This is a genomic window from Mesorhizobium sp. (assembly GCF_024509055.1).
In the GTDB taxonomy this organism is placed as follows: Bacteria; Pseudomonadota; Alphaproteobacteria; order Rhizobiales; family Rhizobiaceae; genus Mesorhizobium.
Map to the genome: position 1 here is coordinate 1 of NZ_JANINM010000391.1, position 21,226 is coordinate 21,226.

The 21,226-nt window shown below is 63.2% G+C and carries 17 protein-coding genes; 11 read left to right on the top strand and 6 right to left on the bottom strand.

Annotated elements, in window-relative coordinates:
• Positions 1–103: 103 nt before the first annotated feature.
• Positions 104–802: an amino acid ABC transporter permease gene (locus Q0L57_RS19985; protein WP_296744758.1), complete on the top strand. Its 699-nt coding sequence runs from the start codon at positions 104–106 to the stop codon at positions 800–802.
• A gap of 276 nt (positions 803–1,078) precedes the next feature.
• On the opposite strand, the gene Q0L57_RS19990 is transcribed toward Q0L57_RS19985, so the two are convergent.
• Positions 1,079–1,906 (bottom strand): helix-turn-helix transcriptional regulator, encoded by an 828-nt coding sequence (locus Q0L57_RS19990; RefSeq protein ID WP_296744759.1) that lies wholly within the window; start codon positions 1,904–1,906, stop codon positions 1,079–1,081.
• A gap of 187 nt (positions 1,907–2,093) precedes the next feature.
• Here Q0L57_RS19990 and Q0L57_RS19995 point away from each other — a divergent pair, with 187 nt between their 5' ends.
• The 3 genes from Q0L57_RS19995 (at position 2,094) to Q0L57_RS20005 (ending at position 7,474) form a co-directional block, all read left to right on the top strand.
• On the top strand, positions 2,094–3,896 hold the full coding sequence (locus tag Q0L57_RS19995) for a thiamine pyrophosphate-binding protein (RefSeq protein WP_296744760.1): 1,803 nt from the start codon (positions 2,094–2,096) through the stop codon (positions 3,894–3,896).
• Positions 3,897–4,005: 109 nt separating this feature from the next.
• Positions 4,006–5,310 carry a histidinol dehydrogenase gene (gene hisD, locus Q0L57_RS20000; protein ID WP_296744761.1) on the top strand — a complete coding sequence of 435 codons (1,305 nt, stop codon included), beginning with the start codon at positions 4,006–4,008 and terminating at the stop codon, positions 5,308–5,310.
• Between the two features lie 31 nt (positions 5,311–5,341).
• Positions 5,342–7,474 (top strand): N,N-dimethylformamidase beta subunit family domain-containing protein, encoded by a 2,133-nt coding sequence (locus tag Q0L57_RS20005; RefSeq protein ID WP_296744762.1) that lies wholly within the window; start codon positions 5,342–5,344, stop codon positions 7,472–7,474.
• Between the two features lie 15 nt (positions 7,475–7,489).
• On the opposite strand, the gene Q0L57_RS20010 is transcribed toward Q0L57_RS20005, so the two are convergent.
• Positions 7,490–8,956: a PLP-dependent aminotransferase family protein gene (locus Q0L57_RS20010; protein ID WP_296744763.1), complete on the bottom strand. Its 1,467-nt coding sequence runs from the start codon at positions 8,954–8,956 to the stop codon at positions 7,490–7,492.
• Positions 8,957–9,056: 100 nt separating this feature from the next.
• Here Q0L57_RS20010 and Q0L57_RS20015 point away from each other — a divergent pair, with 100 nt between their 5' ends.
• The 7 genes from Q0L57_RS20015 to Q0L57_RS20045 all read left to right on the top strand — a co-directional run bounded on the left by Q0L57_RS20015 (position 9,057) and on the right by Q0L57_RS20045 (position 16,991).
• Positions 9,057–10,424: an aspartate aminotransferase family protein gene (locus Q0L57_RS20015; RefSeq protein ID WP_296744764.1), complete on the top strand. Its 1,368-nt coding sequence runs from the start codon at positions 9,057–9,059 to the stop codon at positions 10,422–10,424.
• Between the two features lie 321 nt (positions 10,425–10,745).
• The gene (locus Q0L57_RS20020) at positions 10,746–11,741 is read left to right on the top strand and encodes an ABC transporter ATP-binding protein (protein WP_296744773.1); all 996 of its coding nucleotides are present in this window, start codon (positions 10,746–10,748) and stop codon (positions 11,739–11,741) included.
• The gene (locus Q0L57_RS20025; RefSeq protein WP_296744765.1) at positions 11,723–12,610 is read left to right on the top strand and encodes an ABC transporter permease; all 888 of its coding nucleotides are present in this window, start codon (positions 11,723–11,725) and stop codon (positions 12,608–12,610) included. Before Q0L57_RS20020 ends, Q0L57_RS20025 begins: the two co-directional genes overlap by 19 nt.
• Positions 12,607–13,410 carry an ABC transporter permease gene (locus Q0L57_RS20030; RefSeq protein ID WP_296744766.1) on the top strand — a complete coding sequence of 268 codons (804 nt, stop codon included), beginning with the start codon at positions 12,607–12,609 and terminating at the stop codon, positions 13,408–13,410. Before Q0L57_RS20025 ends, Q0L57_RS20030 begins: the two co-directional genes overlap by 4 nt.
• Positions 13,411–13,450: 40 nt before the next feature.
• Positions 13,451–14,494 carry an extracellular solute-binding protein gene (locus Q0L57_RS20035; protein WP_296744767.1) on the top strand — a complete coding sequence of 348 codons (1,044 nt, stop codon included), beginning with the start codon at positions 13,451–13,453 and terminating at the stop codon, positions 14,492–14,494.
• A gap of 87 nt (positions 14,495–14,581) precedes the next feature.
• Positions 14,582–16,138: a GMC family oxidoreductase gene (locus Q0L57_RS20040; RefSeq protein ID WP_296744768.1), complete on the top strand. Its 1,557-nt coding sequence runs from the start codon at positions 14,582–14,584 to the stop codon at positions 16,136–16,138.
• Complete coding sequence (locus tag Q0L57_RS20045; RefSeq protein WP_296744769.1) at positions 16,131–16,991, top strand: sugar phosphate isomerase/epimerase; 861 nt, start codon at positions 16,131–16,133, stop codon at positions 16,989–16,991. The genes Q0L57_RS20040 and Q0L57_RS20045 overlap by 8 nt, the downstream gene beginning before the upstream one ends.
• Before the next feature lie 215 nt (positions 16,992–17,206).
• Here Q0L57_RS20045 and Q0L57_RS20050 read toward each other — a convergent pair whose 3' ends face one another.
• From Q0L57_RS20050 to Q0L57_RS20065, 4 genes are read right to left on the bottom strand one after another with little or no spacing between them, the layout of a single operon-like run.
• On the bottom strand, positions 17,207–18,601 hold the full coding sequence (locus Q0L57_RS20050; protein ID WP_296744770.1) for an MmgE/PrpD family protein: 1,395 nt from the start codon (positions 18,599–18,601) through the stop codon (positions 17,207–17,209).
• Between the two features lie 12 nt (positions 18,602–18,613).
• Positions 18,614–19,426, bottom strand: coding sequence for a CoA ester lyase (locus Q0L57_RS20055; protein WP_296744771.1), 813 nt, complete (start codon positions 19,424–19,426; stop codon positions 18,614–18,616).
• Positions 19,420–20,259: a MaoC family dehydratase N-terminal domain-containing protein gene (locus Q0L57_RS20060; RefSeq protein ID WP_296744772.1), complete on the bottom strand. Its 840-nt coding sequence runs from the start codon at positions 20,257–20,259 to the stop codon at positions 19,420–19,422. Before Q0L57_RS20060 ends, Q0L57_RS20055 begins: the two co-directional genes overlap by 7 nt.
• Positions 20,260–20,270: 11 nt before the next feature.
• Positions 20,271–21,212: a CaiB/BaiF CoA-transferase family protein gene (locus Q0L57_RS20065; RefSeq protein WP_296744774.1), complete on the bottom strand. Its 942-nt coding sequence runs from the start codon at positions 21,210–21,212 to the stop codon at positions 20,271–20,273.
• Positions 21,213–21,226: the final 14 nt, after the last annotated feature.

The window sequence follows — 21,226 nt, forward strand, 5'->3', positions numbered from 1 at the left end:
GCCCGCGAATTCTTCGGCAAGCCGAAGAACGCTCGCATCGAGGCCTTCCTGGCCCGCCACCGCAACGAACGCAGTTCGAGCATCTGACGAAAGGGCGAGACGCGTGATCGAATTCGCCGCAACTTATGCCGGCCTTTACTTCAGGGGGCTGCTGCTCGGGCTTGGCCTCACCGTGGCGGCGATGGCCGGAGCCTTTCTCATCGGATTGTTCGTCGCGCTCGCGCGGCTGTCGCAACGCCGGTGGCTGCGGGCGGCCGGCGGAGCCTATGTCGCGCTGTTTCGTGGCATCCCGCCTCTCGTCCTGCTCTACCTTGTCTATTTCGGATTGCCAGCCTGGGCGGCTCAGGTTGGAAACCCGTTCCTTATTGCCCTGCTGGGGCCGTTGGATAACCGCCTCCTGGCCGCAACGCTTGCCTTTTCGGTCAATGCCGGCGCCTATACGACCGAGATCATCCGCGCCAGCATCCAGGCGCTGCCGGCCGACCAGATGGAGGCAGCGAAATCGATCGGCATGACCCACGGGCTCGCGATGCGGCGCATCGTCCTGCCGCAATCGCTCCGCATTGCCTTTCCACCGCTCTGCAACGAATTCATCGTCATCCTCAAGGGCACTTCACTTGCTTCGGTGATCGGCGTGACGGAACTCATGCGCAGCGCGCAGATGGTTGCGGCCGCGACTTTCCTGAATTTACAGGCCTATGTTCTGGCGGCAGTGTTCTACGTCGTGGCCGTCATCGTCCTGCAGACCCTGTCCTCGATAGTAGAATTGAAATTGCTGGCCGGCATCAAGACAGGAGATTAGGTGTGGATGCCCACCGGAACGTCCGCTTCTGGTGACCTCAGCCTCGAAACCGCCGGTCCACCGATTTCGGACATTCGGGAATGGACGCGAGGATCTTCGCCCGCCGTTTGATCGGTCGCACCATCAGCATGGCGGGCCCGCCGGATTTGCGAGGATCAATTCGTACGCAGATTCGCCCTGGACGGCAGCGTTGCGCCGCATGTCGGCTGGCCGTTGTGCTTGGCAACCTTCCTGAAAGCGGACGTCGTATGCTGGGCCGTGAGACGGCGAAGCAAACTACATGATCTGGATCATATCGCTGCCGTCGCCCAGGAACTGAAGTGCTTCCTTCGGGATGGACGGGTCCTTGGCATCGAGCGCAGTTAGAGTTTCCAACTGCTGACGGCCGATCAGGCCAGGGCCGCGATGGTGCAGTGCCACCTTGGTCGAATAGGGCTGTCGGAACATGGTCGCGGCGATTCCACTGGTGATGCCGAACATGAACTTCTTGGAGCTGCGCTGCACTGGTGCGAACACTCCAAAGGTTAGCTCATTGCGCTGGGTCCGTTCGAAGTCGACGGAAAAGACGCGGCCCGCCACCGGGAAGACGAAGCCGTAATATTTGAAGACATAGTCGACCTTGTTGGGCGCGTCGTAGCTCGGAAAGCGCTCGATGTAATAGTGCTGGTAGAAATCATTGTTGCGATAGATGCAGTAGGCCGAGCGCAGGATCGAGCCCTTGTAGATCGAGGAATACTGGTAACGGTCGTAGACGCCGACGAGATCATCGCCTTCCGATCTGGCGCCGATGATTGCCGTCTCGATGAACTTGGTGACCTCGGGCGATTCCCGCAACTTCTCCATGACCTGGAAGAAGTTACCCTCGACAAGGGTCCTGAACTCGAAGGGTGGCGAGAACATGATGGCGACGCTGACGCCGAAGAAATTGGCGATCAGGCTCATATTCTGCGGGGAGGGCATATGCAGGCCGGAGAGATATTTGTTGAACTGCTGACGATTGAGGCCGATCTTGCGGCAGACTGTGCTGATCGAGCCTTGACGCTCGCACAGGAAGCGGAGATTGGCGGCGAAATCCGCTGTGGTGCCGGCGTCGTGATGGTTCATCCGTGTCGCCCGTTTTGGGGAGCGTGAAGCAAGATTGCGCACATAATGCCTCACATTGCTTCAACAATCAAACCGCTGCGAACTTGCCGAAACACCATGGCGGATGCTGATTAGGGCAGCGTCACGGCAGGGAATTCGCTGGTTTCCGGACCCTTGCCGGAGAATGAACATAAGAGGGATGAGGCACATGAGATTGACTGGCGGCCAGATCGTGGCCAAGGCGCTGAAGGATTATGGCGTCGAATATGTCGCCGGCGTGCCCGGCCACGGCATCTGGTCGCTTTTCGATGCCTTCCTCGCCGAAGGGTCGCAGATACCCTTTATTCAGGTCATGCATGAGCAGAGCGCGGTACACATGGCCGACGGTTATTTCCGTGCCGGCGGCAAGCCGATGGCCTGCTCGACCTCGATCGGACCAGGTGCCACAAACACCATCATCGGGCTTGCCACCTGCTATACGGACTCTATTCCGGCCTTCTACGTGTCCGGCGGCCCCGCGACGCACATGAAGGGCCATGGCGTCATGCAGGAGCTGGAACGCCAGCAGGAAAACGCCTTTCCGCGCATCACCGAACAGGTGACCAAGCGCGCCTACAAGGCCGGCCGGGTCGACGAACTGCCCTTCATCATGCATCGTGCCTTCAACACCATGCTGTCAGGACGTCCGGGGCCGGTGCATGTCGAAGTGCCGATGGACATCCAGACCGAGGCCGCCGATGTCACCATCCACCCGCTGGCGCAGCGCATGGCCGTTGGCGTCGCCTATCCGGACCCCATCGCCGTCGAGAAGGCGGCAGCGCTCCTGCTTTCGGCTGAACGTCCGGTGATCCTCGCCGGCGGCGGCGCCATCAGCGCCAACGCCTCCCGGGCGCTGACCGCACTGGCCGAGAAGATCGGCGCCGCCGTCTCGACGACCTGGAACGGCAAGGGTGCGATCTCGGAAGACCATCCGCTGTCGATCGGCGCGATCGGCCAGACCGGTACCTCCTGCGGCAACGCCATCACCGCCGGCGCCGATGTCGTCATGTCGGTCGGCTGCCGCTTCACGGACTGGTCGGCGTCGAGCTACCGCAAGGGCGCCTCGATCTCTATCCCGCCGGGCAAGCTGATCCATATCGATCTCGACCATCACGAGATCGGCAAGAACTACGCTACCGAGGTCGGCATCGTCGCCGATGCCCGCGCTACGCTGGAAGCCATCCTTTCGGCGATCTCGGACCAGCAATCCGCAAGGGCGATGAACCGTCGCGACCGTTATCTCGCCGATATCGCCGCGGCCAAGGCCGAGTGGGAAGCGATGCTGGCGCCGCGCCGCGACTCGCATGAAAGCCCCTTTACCTCGCAGCGGCCGCTCGGCGCATTGCGCAAGGTCATGGACCGCAACGGCATTATCCTGGCCGGCTCAGGTAACACGCAAGGCGCTGTCAAGCAGACGTTCCCGGTCTACGAGCCGCGCACCCATCTGACTTCGGGTTCGTTCTCGCCGATGGGATGGGCCGTGCCGGCCGCACTCGGCGCCAAGCTCGCCATGCCTGACCGCCAGGTCGTGGCAGTGGTCGGCGACGGCGATTTCATGATGTCGCTTCCCGAAATGGGCACTGCGGTCATGAACGGTATCCCGGCTGTATTCCTGGTGCAGAACAATCGAGGCTACATGTCGATCCGTGGCGGCCAGCGCAAGTTCATGGGCCGGCACGTCGCCAGCGAGTTCAACCATCACAAGGGCAATGGCGAGCCCTACACCGCCAACATCTCGGAGGTGGCGAAAAACTTCGGCATGGAATCCTGGAAGGTGGAGGAGTCCGACAAGCTCGAACCGGCGTTGAAGGCAGCGCTCGACTGCGGCGCCCCGGCGCTGGTCGAGGTGACGACCTCGCGGGATGCGGCCGGCCCCTTCGTCACCGGCTGGTGGGATTTCCCGTCGCCCGAATATTACGACAAGGAACAGCAGGCCTACGCCGAAGGCCGCGCCCTCGAACAGCATCTCTAGAACAGCGCGGACGGGCGGCCAGGCCTCCCTCAAAGATAGAAAATTGACTGGATCGGCGCCGCGCTTTCTGCGGCGACGGCCAGACTTTGCCTGCGGAAAGGCCATTGCCATGATCAGACATTTGAAACCGGCGCAACTCACGGGCGAAGCGGCCGAGGCGGCCGCCGTGACCAAGGCGGTCGAGGCCTTGCTGACGGAAGTAGAGAGGGGTGGCGATGCGGCGGTGCGGGCTCTGTCGGTCAAGTTCGACGGGCTCGACCGCCTGTCCTACCGGCTGACCGATGCGGAGATCAGCCGCTGCGTCGACAGCCTCACCAGCCGCCAGCGCAGCGACATCGAGTTCGCGCAAGCGCAGGTTCGCGGCTTCGCCCAGGCGCAGAAGGACGCGCTCCGGGATATCGAGGTGGAGACCCTGCCGGGCGTCATGCTCGGCCACAGGAACATTCCGGTCGCCAATGTCGGCTGCTATGTACCGGGTGGTAAGTATCCACTGCTCGCTTCCGCCCATATGTCGGTGCTGACCGCAAAGGTTGCCGGTTGCGAACGCGTCATTACCTGCGCGCCGCCTTTCGGCGGTGAGATCGCCCCGCTGATCGTTGCCGCCCAGCATCTGGCCGGCGCCGATGAGATTTACTGCCTCGGCGGCGTGCAGGCGATTGCGGCGATGGCCTTTGGCACCGAGACCATCGCGCCTGTCGACATGCTGGCTGGCCCCGGCAATGCCTATGTTGCCGAAGCCAAGCGGCTCCTGTTCGGTCGCGTCGGCATCGATCTCTTCGCCGGGCCGACCGAAACGCTTGTCATCGCCGACGACACGGTCGATGGCGAGCTTTGCGCCACCGACCTGCTCGGCCAGGCCGAGCATGGCGTCAATTCGCCCGCGATGCTTCTGACCAATTCGGAAAAGCTGGCTAGGGACACGCTTGTCGAGATCGAACGCCTGCTGAAAACCCTGCCGACAGCCGCCATCGCTCGCAAGGCCTGGGAGAACTACGGCGAGGTCATCCTCTGCGACACGCTGGACGAGATGGTGGCGGAAGCCGACCGAATCGCCTCCGAACATGTGCAGGTGATGACTGCTGATCCCGATTATTTCCTCGACAGGATGAAGAACTACGGCGCCATGTTCCTCGGCGCGCGCACCACTGTCGCTTATGGCGACAAGGTGATCGGCACCAACCACACACTGCCGACCAAAAGGGCGGCGCGCTATACGGGCGGGTTGTGGGTCGGCAAGTTTCTGAAGACCTGCACCTATCAGCGGATCCTGACCGACGAAGCCTCGGTGCTGGTTGGCGAGTATTGCTCGCGCCTTTGCATCATGGAAGGGTTTGCCGGCCACGCCGAGCAAGCCAATGTTCGGCTGCGCCGCTATGGCGGCAGGAATGTTCCCTACGGCAGCGGCGTGGAGTAGGTAAGGCCGCACAAGGGGGCAACAATACGCGATGCTGACCGGCTACACCGATCGTCTCAGTGCCCGCCCGGGCGAAACGCTGTCCTTCATGGTCAGCACCGACGCATCGCGGTTCAACGCCGAGATCGTGCGCCTGCTGCACGGTGACACCGATCCGCGCGGGCCAGGCCGTCGGGAATTCGCAGTCGGGGCTGAGGTTGACGGCGGCTACCCGGGTATGGAGCAGAAACTCTTCCCGGGTTCCTTCATCATCGTTGCCGATCACCCTGACCTTCGGTTGTCGGGCGATTTCACTCTATTCGCCTGGATCCGCCCGACGCGGCTCGCTTCCGGCGAACAGGTGATCCTCTCCAAGGAAGGAGTGGGTGAGACCGGTTATGCGCTCGGTCTCAGCGATACCGGCAGGCTGTTCCTGCGCCTCGGCACAGCACGCATCGAAGGGGCAACGCCGGTTCTGGAGCGGCGCTGGCAGTGGGTGGCTGCGCGCTACGAAGCCAATACCGGACAGGCTCGGCTTTCAGCGGGCTTTTCGGCGCATGATCAGTCGCTGGCGGAAGATTTCGGCGGGGCAGGGTATCTGCCGCCCGCCATAAGCTCCGATGCGCCATTGCTGATCGCCGCCTCGATGCGCCATGGCCAGCGGAGCGCCTACTACAACGGGTTGATCGCCGATCCCTGCATGTTCGGCAAATGGCTTGATGATGCTGAGCTTGGCGACCTCGCTGGCGGGGTCGATTTTGGCTCTATCCCGAAGCCTTGCATCGCCGCCTGGGATTTCAGCATCGGCAGCAACGGGACGAGAATTCACGACGCGGGCGGGCGGGCGTTCGACGGCGAAACCCATCAGTCGCCCGTGCGCGCCATGACCGGACCATACTGGTCCGGCGAGACGGACGACCCAAAAAGCGATCCACGCGGCTACTGCGCCGTCCATTTCCATGAGGACAGCCTGTCGGATGCCGGTTGGCGGCCGAGCTTTGCCTTCACCGTTCCGGACGACCTGCCGAGTGGCGTCTATGCGGCGCGCCTGACGGCCGGCGATGAGACCGAAGACCTGCCCTTCCTCGTCTGCCCGCCCAGGGGCGTCGTCACCGCGCCACTCGCGCTACTTGTGCCGACCTTCACCTATCTGGCCTACGGCAACGAAATGTGGCGCGATTACGGACTCAACTGCCTCTATGATCGCTATGTCGATGGAGCAGGCGTGCCGCTCGCTTCGCTACGTCATCCGATCAAGACATTCCGGCCGGGGCGCGGTCTGCTGAAGTCGGTGACCGGCGCGCACTTCGGCCGGCATCTGTGCGCCGATCTCTATGCAGTCGACTGGCTCGACGTGATTGGCCAGCCGGTCGACATCATCACCGACCACGAACTGCATTGCGAAGGTCTGGGCCTGCTGAAGCAATACAAGGCGGTGATGACCGGCTCGCATCCGGAATATGTTTCGGGCCAGATGCTCGACGCGCTGGAAATTTACCTCAAGGGTGGCGGCAGCCTGGCCTATCTCGGCGGCAATGGTTTTTACAGCGTCACCTCGCTGTCCGACGATGGCGGCATGATCGAGGTTCGGCGGCCGAACGGGACGCGGCCCTGGCCGTCCAATCCTGGCGAGAGCCATCATCAGCTCACTGGCGAACCTGGCGGCCTGTGGCGGTTTCGTGGCCGTGCGCCCCAGCGTCTGGTCGGCGTTGGGTTTACCGCGCAGGGATGGACCTCGCGCGACGATTGTGGCCTGCCGCGCCCCTACCGACAGACAGGCGATCGCAGCCGTCCTTTGGTCGCCGAATTGCTTGCCGGCATCGGCGAGGACGAGATGATCGGCGATTTCGAGACTCTGGGACTGGGTGTCGGCGCGGCGGGCGATGAGGTGGACCGCGCCGATCTGTCACTCGGGACACCAGCGCATGCGCAGGTGCTGGCGACAGCGACCGGATTTTCAGCCGACTACCAGCTGGTGATTGACGAGCGTCGTGATGTCAACGAAGCCGCGACGCTCCCCGGCAATCCGCTGGTGCGGTCGGACATCGTCTGTTTCGAGACCGCAGCGGGCGGCCTCGTCTTCTCCGTTGGCTCGATGCAATGGTTCAGCGCGCTTTCGCACAATGGCTACGACAACACCGTCTCGAAAATGACGAGGAACGTGCTGAGGCGGATGCTCGGGTAAAGCCGGTTCTTCACCTCACCCCAAATGCTGGCGGATGACCTGGTTGAGCTTGTGCAGCGCGCGGGGAATTTGCTTTTCCTCCGACGCCGCATAGCCGATCATCAGCCCTTGCTCTGGTGCGCCGTGGATATAATGCGCAGACAGGGGCGTGACGTTGACGCCGGCCTGGAGCGCGCTCTCGACGACGACGACATCGTCCACGGGGATGCGAAAACGCCAGGTCGTCTGCAGGCCGTTGCCTTCGTCGAGTTGTTCCATCACATCGCCCAGCAGCGCTTGGGCATGGCCCGTCAACAGCATGCGCCTTGCCGCGTAAAGCCGCTTCATGCGTCGCGTGTGACGGGCGAAATCGCCATTGCGGATGAAGTCGGCGAGCGCGGCCTGCGTGACGAGTGGCGCCGCGGTACCCATCAGGAAATTGGCCTTGCGCACCGGCCGCACCACTTCGCCCGGAAAGATGATGAAGCCCAGCCGCAGGTCCGGAAGCATGGTCTTGGCGAACGAGCCGACATAGATGGTGCGATGGTCGGTGTCCTGTGATTGCAGCGTCGGCACGCGGTTGCCGCTGAAGCGGAACTCGCTGTCGAAATCATCCTCGATCACCCAGGCGCCGATTTCCGCGGCCAGCTGCAGAAGGCGCAGCCGCTGTTCGATCCGCATGGTCGAGCCGAGCGGAAACTGGCAGGATGGCGTGAGGTAGATGACCTTCGGCCGCACGGTCGCGATGGTCTTCAGGTTCCAGTTGCGCCCATCCACATCAAGCGGCGTGATCCGCGCGCCAGCCGCGCCAAAGGCGCCATGCGCGCCGGTATAGCCGGGCTCCTCAACCATCACCGGGTCGCCGGCGTCGACCAGCAGATGCGCCAGCAGCGTGAAGGCGCTCTGGGCACCACCGGTGATCATGATCTGGTCAGGCTGGCATTTCACGCCACGCGACGACTGCATGTACTGGGCGATCACTTCGCGCAGGCCCTGATGGCCGCCATAGCTGTGATAGCCGAAGGTTTCGCCGGCCGTGGGGCGCATGTGCTTCGACAGCAGGCGGCGCCAGATGGTGAAGGGAAACGAGGCTGCGTCGGGAAGGCCCGGCTGCAGGAAATAGCTCCCAGGAAAACCGGTTTCATGGCGCAGGCTCACCAGCGCCTGGCCGCGCCGCGAAAGATTGTCCTGAAGCCGCGGCAAAGGTTCCGTGACAAGTCCGCCGCCGACAAAGGGGAGCGGCAGCACCTTGGCGCGCGCACCCTTGCGCGTCTCGATATAGCCTTCCGTTTCCAGTTGCTCGAAAGCGGCAATGGTGGTGGTGCGCGACAGCCGCAAGTCGGCGGCAAGCGCGCGCGTGGAGGGCAGGCGAGTCCCGCTTCTCAGCACCCCCGCCGTGATCTGGTCGCGGATCTGGCGATAGAGCTGCTTGAAGACTGGAACGGCACCGCCCTGATCGAAACCGGTCGGGTCGATGGCGATGTCGCGGATCGGCTCGCCCAAACTGGTATCCTCACTTTGTTCGATTCTGGTGATTTTCGAGGCGTCACCAGTCTCCTATCGTCCCGGCACAAACACCGAAGTCAAGTTGGAAAGCAGAGCCATGACCACGCAGATGCTGAGAAATTCCGCTGGAGATGCCGAAGCCGGCGCCCGGCACCTGATCTTCCCGCTGGTGCCACGCGAAGACATGCAGGCGTATGGCCCGAGCATCCTGATGTCCGGTAGCGGCCTTCGTGTCACGGACCAGCACGGCACGACGATGCTCGACATGATGAGCGCCACGACGCGCGCCGGCTCGCTCGGCTATGGCAATCGCGAGATCGCGCAGGCGATGTATGACCAGGCGATCACCATGCATTATTCCGGTGCTGGGCGGAACACCAGCGCCGCCGCAGCCCGGTTGGCGGAAAAGCTGAGCGAGATCACGCCCGGCCGATTGAACCGTGTAACCTTCACGTCCGGCGGTTCGGAAGCGACCGAAACCGCGCTGAAGATCGCCAAGCAGTATCTCCAGCAAAGCGGCAGGAAACCGCGCGCCTTCAAGGTCATCTCGCGCTGGAGCGCCTATCACGGCGCGACCATGGGCGCGCTGTCCTGCACCGACTGGCTGGCGGTGCGCGATGTGCCGGATCCGCGCGTGCCCGGCCACAGCTTTGTTGCCAACCCGATGCGCTACCGCAACCCCTATGGCCTTGACGAGGAAACCTATTCCGACGTCTGCGTTGCTCATCTCGAGCGCCAGATCCTGCTTGAGGATCCCGACCTGGTCGCGGCCTTCATAGGCGAGCCCTTCCAGCAGGCCAACGGTGTGCAGATTCCGGTGCCGAGCTACTGGAAGAAGGTGCGCGCGCTCTGCGACAAATACGGCATCCTGCTGATCATGGACGAGGTCATCACCGGTTTCGGACGCACCGGTACCTGGTTCGCCACCGAGCAGCTCGGCATCGAACCCGACATCCTCAACATGGCTAAGTCGATGGGCGCCGGCTATGCGCCGATCGGCGCCGTCATGACCCGCGACGAGATCGCGGACGGTATCAGCCATTTCCGTCACGTCCACACCTACGCCGGCCATGCAATCTGCTGCGCCGCTTCGGTCAAGGTGATCGAGATCATGGAGCGCGAGAAGCTGGTCGAAACCTCCGATGTGCTCGGCGAGCAGTGGCAGCATGCGATGAAGGACGCCTTCGGGGATCATCCCATCGTCGGCGACATTCGCGGTCGCGGTTTCTGGCAGGCGATCGACTTCACCGCGGACAAGGCAAGCCGTGCCGCCTTTACCGACGACACGGTGGTCGCGATCGCCAGGCGCGCGCGCGAGCTTGGCGTCATCGTCGGCCCGATCGGCACCGCCATCGAGATCGCGCCGGCGCTTATCGCCACGCGTGAGGATCTTGCCGAGTGCACCCGTGCGATGACGCAGGCCATTGCGGAGGTCGCGCGGCAGCGCGGCCTTGGCGGCAACTAGCGAAGGGGCTCGCTGGCCGAGGCCGTATTGAAGCACAGTGACGCACATAGAGCGTCACTGTGAGAATAAAAATCCCGATTCGCGAAATTGACGAAAGAGACAAGTAACTCGATGATTTCACGAATGAATTCCGGTGCGGATTTTCGCATGTCGGTGTTTCGTCTAAATGGCCCGCAGAGGTCAGCGGTGCATACGCGCACAAACAAACTCGCCAACAACAGGGGACATGCCATCGTGAACGCCGCAGGCTGGGATCAGGCCACGCCGGATCAGATCAGGACAGGGTTGCAGCCCGCCGCTGGCCTGCAAGGCAAGGGCGCTGTGCTGCTCGGCATCGACCATGTCGGCAAGAGCTTTGGCGACGGGCAGATCATCGCGCTGGACGACGCCAAATTCGAGATTTCCGACAATGAGTTCTTCACGTTGCTCGGCCCGTCGGGTTGCGGAAAGACGACGCTCCTGCGGATCATCGCTGGCTTCGAACACCCGACGGAAGGGCGCGTCCTGCTCGATGGCCGCGACATCGGCCACGAGCCACCGTTCAAGCGGCCGGTCAACACGATGTTCCAGAGCTATGCGCTGTTTCCGCACCTCAATGTGCGTCAGAACATAGCCTATGGACTGGAAATGCTGCGCTGGAAGCCGGCCGACATAAAACGCCGCGTCGATGAGGTGCTCGACCTCGTGCAGATGCCGGCTTTCGCCGATCGTCGCACGACCCAGATGTCCGGCGGCCAACAGCAGCGCATCGCGTTGGCGCGGGCGTTGGCGCCGCGTCCGCGCGTCCTGCTGCTCGACGAACCGCTGTCGGCGCTCGACCTCAAGTTGCGCAAGGCGATGCAGAGCGAATTGAAGCGCCTGCAGAAAGAAACGTCGTTGACCTTCGTCATGGTCACTCACGATCAGGAGGAGGCGCTGGCGCTGTCCGACCGCATCGCGGTGATGAACAAGGGCAAGGTGCTGCAGGTCGGCACGCCTGAGGAAATCTATGCGAGGCCAAAGACCTGCTTCGTTGCCGATTTCATCGGCGAGGCGAACCTGATCCCGGCCGGCCTTGTCGGGTTGGCCGACGGCAAGACGATCTCGATCCGCACCGAGCAGATCTCCGTCCGCTCGCGGCCCGCCGATGAAAGGCGCAGCGTCGAAGCCATTGTCACCGCGCTGACCTTCCTTGGCGCCGACACGCTGATCGAGGCGCGTTGCGCCGGCGACGTGCCGATCAAGGCACGCGTGCGTGGCGCGGTGTCGGGCTTGTCGGTCGGTGACCGCGCCGACTTTGCCTGGGATCATTCCAGCGAATGGCTGCTCAGCGAATGAACGCCCGGCTCACCACCATCCTCCTGCGTTCGCCGGTCCTGGTGACCATGGTGCTGTTCATGCTGGTGCCGATGGGACTGGCTGTCGTCTATTCCTTCATGACCAACGGCGCCTATGGCGGCGTGCGCATGCCGTTCACGGCGCTGGCCTATCGCCAGCTGCTGTTCCAGGAGGATTTCGACGGCAACCTGGTGTTCTCCAGTGGTTATCTCGCCATCATGTGGCGCTCGGTATTGTTGGCGACGCTGACGGTGGTCGCCAGCCTGGTGATCGGCCTGCCGCTCGCCTGGTACATGGCCTGCAGCGCGCCGGCAAAGCGGGCCCGACTGCTGCTGCTGATCACGCTGCCGTTTTGGATCAACACGCTGATCCGCACCTATTGCTGGGTGCTGATCCTACGCGACGAAGGGCTGCTCAACAGCGGCCTGCGCTACTTCGGTCTGGTCGGTGGTCATTTCCTCTACAACGACTTCGCCATCCTCCTCGGCATGATCTACACCTATCTGCCGTTCATGGTGCTGCCGATCTATGCGGTGCTCGAGCGGGTCAACGGCGACGTGATCGAGGCATCGCACGACCTCTACGCCGATCGCTGGAGCACGTTCAGGCGCATCGTCTGGCCGTTGGCGATGCCAGGCGCGATTGCTGGCAGCCTGCTGGTGTTCGCGCCGGCGCTTGGCAGCTTTCTGGCGCCCGACCTGCTCGGCGGCGGCCGCCGCCTGATGATCGGCAGCCTGATCCAGTTGCAGTTCACCTCCTCGCGTAACTGGCCGTTCGGTGCCGCGCTCGCCACCGTGGTCTCGGTCGCCATCCTGGCGGTGCTGTTCGTGGTCGTGCGCAGGAGTTTCAACAAGGTGCCGGCCCGATGAGCAGCAAGCCATTCGACTGGAAGGCGACGCCGGGGCTGAGGACGCTGTCCTGGGTGGTGTATCTGTTCCTCTACGCGCCGCTGCTGGTGATCATCATCTACAGCTTCAACGCCGGCCGCCAGGCGACGCTCTGGGAAGGTTTCAGCCTCGACTGGTACGCCAGGGTCTTCCACAACCGCGATATCGGCATCGCCCTGTCCAACAGCCTGATCGTCGCCGTTGCGTCGATGATCCTGTCGACGATGCTTGCGGTGACCGCGGCCCTTGGTCTGCGGCATGCCCGGACGGGTGGAGGCGGCCAGGTGACGCTCGGGCTGATCCTGATGCCGCTGGTGGTGCCGGAAATCGTGGTGGCGGTGGCGACGCTGGTGTTCTTCTCCGGCATCGGGCTGAAGCTCGGCCTTGGCAATCTGATCATCGCCCATACGGTGTTCTGCGTGCCCTTCGCCTACCTGCCGATCCAGGCGCGCCTGACCGACATGGGCTCGGCCGTGGAGGACGCGGCGCGCGACCTCTATTCCAACGAATGGCAGGTGTTCCGTCGCGTGACCTTGCCCTTGCTTTTGCCGGCGATCCTGTCGGGCGCCATGCTGGCCTTCGCCTCGTCGCTCGACGACTTCCTGATCAGCATGCTGCTGGCCGATGCCGGCCAGACCACTCTGCCCGTCTACATCTACGGCATGCTCCGTCTGGGTGTGTCGCCAGAGATCAATGCGGTGTCGACGCTGCTTCTTGGGTCGTCCGTGGTGATCGTCCTCGTCGCCCTGCGCATGCAGGGCATGACGAAACGCAGAAACTGAACAGCAGAACCTCAACACAAGAAACCGAAGGGGAATGACAATGACGGCTGTATTGAAACTCGCGCGCAGCGGAGCGATCGCACTCGCTCTGGGCGGGCTATTCGGCAACTCCGCCATGGCGGCGGATACGCTGCATATCTACAACTGGACCGGCTACATCTCGCAGGCGATGCTCGACAAGTTCACGAAGGACACTGGCATCGCGGTCTCCCTCGATACCTTCGACAACAACGAGACCCTCCTCGCAAAGCTGCGCGGCGGCTCCAGCGGCTACGACATCACCGTTGCCTCGACGGACTTCGTGCCGCTGATGATCGCCGAGAAACTGATCCAGCCGGTCAACATTTCCGAACTGCCTAACTACGATCACCTCGACGCACAGTGGAAGAAGACCACCTGGGACCCGGGCAATGTCTATTCGATCCCCTACTTCTGGGGCGTGACCTCCTATGCGGTCGATACCAGCCTCTACAAGGGGCCGACCGACAGCCTGTCGCTGCTGTTCAACCCGCCCGCCGAACTCCAGGGCAAGGTCGGCATGTTCTCGGCGCCGACCGAGGTGATCGCGCTGGCCATGCGCTATCTCGACATCGAACCCTGCACCACCGATCCGGAAAAGCTGAAGAAGGTCGACGCGCTGCTGCAAGCGCAGAAGCCGTTCGTGAAGATCTACGACTCGGCCGGCATCATGGGGCGTCTGGTGTCGGGCGAAACCGCCATATCGCAGGTCGCCAATGGCGAGGCCCTGCAGGCGCGGATGCAGAAGCCCTCGCTCAAATTCGTCTTCGCCAAGGAGGGCGGAGTCGCCTGGATCGACAATCTGGTGGTGCCGACTTCGGCTGCCCGACCCGACCTTGCCAAGAAGTTCATCTCCTTCCTAATGGATCCCGCCAACGCGGCCCTGCAGCAGAAGGATGTCGGGTACCCGACGGGCGTCATCGGCACCGAGCCCATGCTGCCCAAGGAAATCGCCACCGCGTCGGAGGCACAGGTGCCGGCGGACTACAAGAAGGTGGTCAGCCCCGTGTGCTCGGAAGAGGCGGCGAAGAAATACGACCTGATCTGGACGCGCCTGCGGCAGTAGAGCCTAGGCTTTGTTCTGGCAGCGCGCGGGGGCAACGGTTTACCCCCGCGCATGCATTTCCTCGCATGGCGACAGAACGGAATATCCATGAACGCCACTTCCAGACCAGATGTGATCATTGTCGGCAGTGGTGTCGGCGGCGGCACCACGGCGCTTCGGCTGGCCGGACATGGCCTGTCGGTGCTGATGCTGGAGCGCGGAGACTATCTGCCCAAGGAAGATGATAACTGGAGCCCGCAGGCGGTCTATATCGACCGCAAGTACACGGCCCGAGAAACCTGGCTCGATGGCGCCGACAGGTCGTTCCATCCGTCGGTCTTCTACAATGTCGGCGGTGCTACGAAATTCTTCGGCTGCACCATGATCCGCTTCCGGGAACGGGATTTCGAGGATCTCGAGCATCATGGCGGGCTTTCGCCGTCCTGGCCGATCTCCTACGGCGACCTCGAACCATACTACGAGCAGGCCGAGCATCTCTTCCACACCATGGGAACCCAAGGTATCGACCCGACCGAACCAAGGCGCGCTAATCCGTTTCCGTATTCCGGCGTGCGTTCCGATCCGCCGATGGAGGCGCTCTCCGCCCGGTTGCGCGCACAGGGGCTGCGCCCCTTTCCACAGCACGCGGCCATTCACATGCCTCCTCACGGCAATTGCGTGCGCTGCGGCACCTGCGACGGTTACCCCTGCAGGATCGGCGCCAAGGCCGATGCGGAACGCAGCGTCGTTGCGCCGGCGCTGGCGAGCGGGCGGGTTACGTTGCGAACCGGAACTGTCGCCAGACGTGTGCTGCTGTCGCCGGACGGCAAACAGGTCACCGGCATCGAGGTGGAGCAGGGCGGTCATGTCGAGGTGCTGACAGCCGGCATCTACGTCCTTGCCGCCAGCGCCATCAATTCGGCCGCCATCCTGCTGCGCTCGGCAACCGACAAGGCGCCGCGTGGGGCCGCCAACAGTTCGGATGTCGTTGGTCGGCACTACATGGCTCACAACAACACCGCGATGATGGCGATCTCGACGCGTCGCAATCCGACCGTTTTCCAGAAGACCGTCACCATCAACGACTTCTATTTCGGCGATGACGCGTTCCGCTATCCGATGGGCTGCATCATGTCACTCGGCAAGCTGAAGCCGGGCATGATGACGGCGGCCAATCCGCTGGTGCCGAAACTGGTCAACAGGATGCTGTCGGACCGCAGCTATGACTGGTGGATCATGTCGGAGGATCTGCCGGATCCAGGCAATCGCGTGTCGATCTCCGGCGACACGATCAAGATGGACGTGCGCCGCAACAATCTCAGGGCCCACACCGAACTGACGAAGCGCGCGGCTCGCGCCATGCGCCGCGCCGGCCTGCCGCTGACGCTCACCAAGCTGATGCCGGTGGCGACGACCTCGCATCAATGCGGCACCGTGCGCTTCGGCAATGATCCGGCCAAGGCGGCACTGGACCCCTTTTGCCGGACCTTCGACCACAGCAATTTGTTCGTCGTCGACGCTTCGTTCTTTCCATCCTCGGCGGCGGTCAATCCGGCGCTGACCATCGCCGCCCAGGCGCTCCGCGTCTCCGACCATATCGCGGCAGCTGATTTTGGCATCTCCGCGCGGACCACCAATCCATTGAGGAAAACCAACCATGTCTGAAGCCGTCAACAGCACGCTGATGCCGTTCTCGAACGTCGCCCATTTGCCATTGGCGGAAAAATTCGAGGCCACCCGCATTGCTGGGTGCAACGCCTTGTCCCTGATGCCCTTTGAGGTCGAGCAGATGATGGAAGCCGGCATGCCGGCCAGGGAGATACGGCAACGCGCCGACGACGCCGGCATACGCATCCTGCGCCTTGATCCGCTCAACACCTGGTCCCGGGTCTGGCTGCCCGACAACATGGACGACGCCTATATCGCCACCGTCGACACACCGCGTGAGCGGGTGTTCGCCCTGTGTGCCGAGCTTGGCTGCCGTTCGATCAGCCTCAACGCGACGTTTCCACTCGGCTCGCTGCCGCTGGAAGCGATCATCGAGGACTATGCGGCGATCTGCGAGGCCTCGGCCCGCTTCGACCTCGACTGCTCGCTCGAATTCATTCCGCTGTGGGGTGTGCCGACGCTCGATATGGCTTGGCGAATCGTACAGGGCGCGGGCGCCAGCAATGGCGGGCTGGTCTTCGACACCTGGCATTTTGTGCGCGGCCGATCCGACCTTGCCGACCTCAAAGCGATTCCGGGGGACAAGATCCATTGCGTGCAACTGAATGACGGCCCGCTTGAGCTGCCGGCAGGAGTGTCGATCAAGGATGATTGCTATGATCGCAAGTTTCCAGGCGATGGTCAGTTTCCCAATGTTGAAATAGTGCGCGTCCTGGCTGAAACCGGTGGCCTGAACCAAGTTGGAGCCGAAGTGTTCTCGCCCATGTTAAAGGGCTTGAGCGCGCGGGAAGTGGGTGAGTTATGCCGCTCTTCGGTGGCGAAGATAATGAAACTGGCAATAGGCTCATAAGATAGCTCTTTTCGATTCAGCAAGATCCTTCGTTTTTCCGATTCCTCTCCAGTTACGCCGGCGCGGGGAGCCTGGATGCAAATGTCTGGATCTGGTCCAGCCATCCCAAAAAGCTGTCGACCCGCTTGAGGGCCCCTTCGGTCTGGGCACATGCCATTGGCTTGCGGAACTTCACGCGGATTTTCCCGATGGGCAAATTGTCCGCCGAGCATGCCTCATATCCATGAGCGGGTAGTAGCGAGCTCTGCGAGAAAGCCGGGGTGGTCAAGCCGGTCCAGATCCCAAATCCGGGCGATATAATTGCACATCTCCTCGGCGGTGGCGCCACCACGAAATTCCGCAAGCCTTACGGCCTTGGCTTCCAGTTCCTGCCGGGCAAGCGTGTTGCCTGGATCGCCCTTGGGCTCGTCCACGCGGGCAGAAAGCTTGCGACCGCCGACGGTTGTGGCGCTGATTTTCCCCACCCACTGTTTCGGATAGAGCGCGTCGACCTCAGGGTCGAACTCCATGCGCACCTTCGAACGGAAAGCCGAAACGCCGTCGTCGGCAAGCGCATTGCGTTCGAAGGCGTCGAGGTCGGCAACGCCGTGAACCGCGATCAGCCCCAGCACGGTGCCCATGGAAAACTTCGCCTGGTGGACCGTCTGTGGGATGTCAACCGCGCCTAGCACGTCGATGGCGCCCTGGTGGACATGGGTCACCACCTCCTCGATATCATCCGGCCCCAGCCCCTCCCGGCGCATGAGAAGCTGAAGCGCATCGGCGGCCGGATGGGTGTGCCGGCACGAGGCATGCCATTTGAAGGACGTCTCTTCCGTCGCCCAGCGGCTGCCGAGGCGGTCGGTCAAACGGGTCGGATCGGCATCGCTCGACATGCCGGCCGCCATGCCCTTTTTCCCTTCGAGTATCCGGGCGGCGCCCCTGAAGCCGTCGCGCGCCAGATAGGCCGCGGCCAGCCCATTGGCGGCGGCTCGCGCGGTATGGAGTTGTTTGGAATCGGCGGCATCGCGCAGGAATTCCCATAGGCCGGCGGCCTGGGTTCCGGCGGAGCCGAGCGCGTGGTTGAGTTGGGCGGCGTCGAGCCCGATCAGCTTGCCGACGGCGGCGGCCGCCGCCACGGCGCCGGCCGTGCCCGTCGTGTGAAAGATCTCGTAGTGCGAACGGCCGAGGAACTCACCGACCCGAATGCCCACCTCATAGCCTGCGATACAGGCGGTCAGCACCTCGCGGCCGGTTTTCTTCTCCGCTTCCGCAACTGCCAATACAACGGGGAAGATCACGGCCGCGGGGTGGAAGACCGAACCGTTGTGGACGTCGTCCTGTTCCACGACATGCGAAGCGGCCGCGTTGACCATTGCCGCGAAATAGGGGCTGGTGCGCCGTCTGGTCGGGATGATGGTGCTCGTGCCGTCTGCCGGTCCCATCGCACGAGCGAAGCTTTCTATGATTTCGACCTGCGGAGCGCCCTTGCCGGCGAGGGCGGAGCCCAGCCAATCGACCATCAGTCCCTTTGTAAAATCGACGACGCGCGGTGGAATTCGCTCGAAGTCGAGTTCCGCCACGAATGAGCAAAGTCTGGCGGTCGGCCAGTCTGCTGCTTCCAGAACCATCTGCCTTCCTCCTCAGGCCGGGGCGCTTCGGCACAAGATGCGCCGCGCCCGCTCGATGACCGGCCGATCCACCATCTCGCCATTCACCTGGACGGCCTCGCCGGAAGAGGCCGCCGCAACGATGCCGGCAGCCCAGGCGATTTCCATCTCGCTCGGGCGAAAGGCACGACGGATCGGCTCGATCTGCTTCGGGTGGATCGCCATCTTTCCCCCAAATCCGAGCTTCACGGCGTGGCGCGCGTCGTCTTCCGTGACTTCGGGGCTTGTCAGATCGGCCGTTATGCCATCGATCGGAGCAGAACGGTTTGCCGCGCGCGAGCGCCAGACGATTTCGCTGCGCGCCGCAAGCAATGTCAACCGATCGTGCGCGCAACCGAGATCAAGCGCGAAGTCGAGCGATCCGAAGGCGGCGCCAACGATTCCCGGCGCGGCCAGAATCTCGGGTAGATTTGCAAGCCCCATCGCGCTCTCTACTAGGGCGATGATGTTGACATGGCACCCGAAGCGTCCCGCCAAGCTGGCGATTTCTCCCGGCTGCTCGGCTTTTGGCAGCATGATTGAGATTCCGCCGAGGCTTCGGAGGGCGTCGATGTCCGCGACATGCCACGGCGTGCCCGCGGCGTTGACGCGGACCATGACTGGCGATTTGAGCGTGGCCGCGTGAGCGGCCACCGCATGCCGGGCCTGCTCCTTATCGGACGCGGCGACGGCATCCTCGAGATCGAGAATGACCGTATCGGCGCCGCTACCGTCCGCCTTGGCAAATCGTTCCGGCCGCGAGCCCGGTACGAAAAGCGGGGCGACCGGGGTGAGGAAGCTCACCATTGCGCCGTGGCCTTGACCGTCAGGTGCCCGTCTGACGCTCGCACTTCCATTTCCATCTCGTCCCGCCCACGAGCCGTCCCGCACAGGAGCAAGGTCTGCGGGCCGATCGCCGGAAGCACTCCGCGAAAGGAGAAGCGGCGCGGCGCCTGCCCGACAATGACAGCGGCGAAGTTCATGAGGAGCGTTGCCTGAAGCGGTCCGTGGATAACCAGGCCCGGATAGTGCTCGACATCGGTGGCATAGGGCGTGTCGTAGTGGATTCGATGCCCGTTGAATGTCAGCGCGGAATAACGAAAAAGCATGACCGTATCGATGTCGGCTATTCGCTCATGCGCCGCGGTCAATCGGGGCGCGACGGGCGCCATCTGGGACGCTGGGCCGGCTTCCGCCGCGCGATAGACAATGATCTGGTCCTCCTCGACCACGGGGCCGGCGGCATTGGCGAATTCGTGGCGGACGGTGACGAAGGTGAGCTTCCCCGAACGCCCCTTCTTTTCCTCGACGGCGCTAAGCGTAGAGCGGCGGCGGACCTTGTCGCCACTGCGAATTGGCGCCAGGAAGCGCATGTCGCTGCCCGCCCACATTCGACGCGGAAGCTGCACCGGGGGCAGGAACCCGCCCTTTGCGGCGTGTCCGTCGCGACCCAGTTCGCGTGCGTCGGCGATATCTGGCGTCAGGCACCAGTGAAGGCCGGGCGGAGCCTCGTCGAGACGCACCGCGTGGGGACCCAGTGTTGCCTCGAAACTGGCGAGCAGCCGAGGGGTGGCGATGTCCTCGACCTCGCGGGTGCGACCAATCCATTTCTGCAGCGTCGCGCTCGAATCCAGGCTCATCCGCTTTCTCCTCAGGCCGCGAATTCGGACCGGATCCGGTCGGTATCGGCGCCAAGGGCAGGAACCTTGGGAACAATTTCGAAGCCTTCCGGCCGGCCGGCCGGCATCGGCACGGTGATGCGCTTGCCGTCGGGCAACTCGACTTCGGTCCGGCGCAATGCCCGATGGCGCGGAAGATCAGGCATTTCGCTGACACGCCCCCAGGCGATCTGCGCCTCGCCGAGCCGGCGGATGGCTTCCTCACAGTCGAGTGCCGCGAAAATCGGCTCGATCTCAGTGTCGAGCGCCGTGCGATTGGCCACTCGCCAGGCATTGGTGGCGAAGCGTTCGTCGGCAAACAAATCAGTGCGTTGCAGCACGGTGCTGCAGAAGCGCTTCCACTCACTGTTCTGCTGGATAGAGACCACCACAGCCCCGTCGCGGCAGGCATAGGGGCGGTAAGGGTAGATAGAGGCGTGGGCCAGTCCGTAGCGGGCGGTCTCGCGTCCCGCATGTTCGTAGTGCAGCAGCGGCACGGCCATCCAGTCGGCCATGCCGTCGAACATCGCGATCTCGATAATGCGGCCCCGGCCTGTCTTTTCACGGGCCAGAAGTGCCTCGAGGATGGCGGCATGAGCATTCATTCCGGTCGCGATGTCGGCGGCGGAGACGCCTATCTTGCACGCCGTCTCGGGAGTGCCGGTCACCGCGCAGATGCCGCTTTCCGCCTGCACCAGCATGTCGTAGGCACGCATCGCCGCGTAAGGCGTATCCTGTCCGTAGCCGACGATGTTGACGGCGATCAGCCGGGGGAATTTCTGTGCAATCACCTCGACCGACAGACCAAGGCGGTCGATCGCGCCGGGCGCGAGGTTTTGCACGAGGACATCCGATCGCGCGACCATACGGTGCAACAAGGCAAGGTCGTCATTGGCCTTGAGGTCGAGCGCCACGCTCTCCTTGCCGCGGTTCAGCCAGACGAAATAGG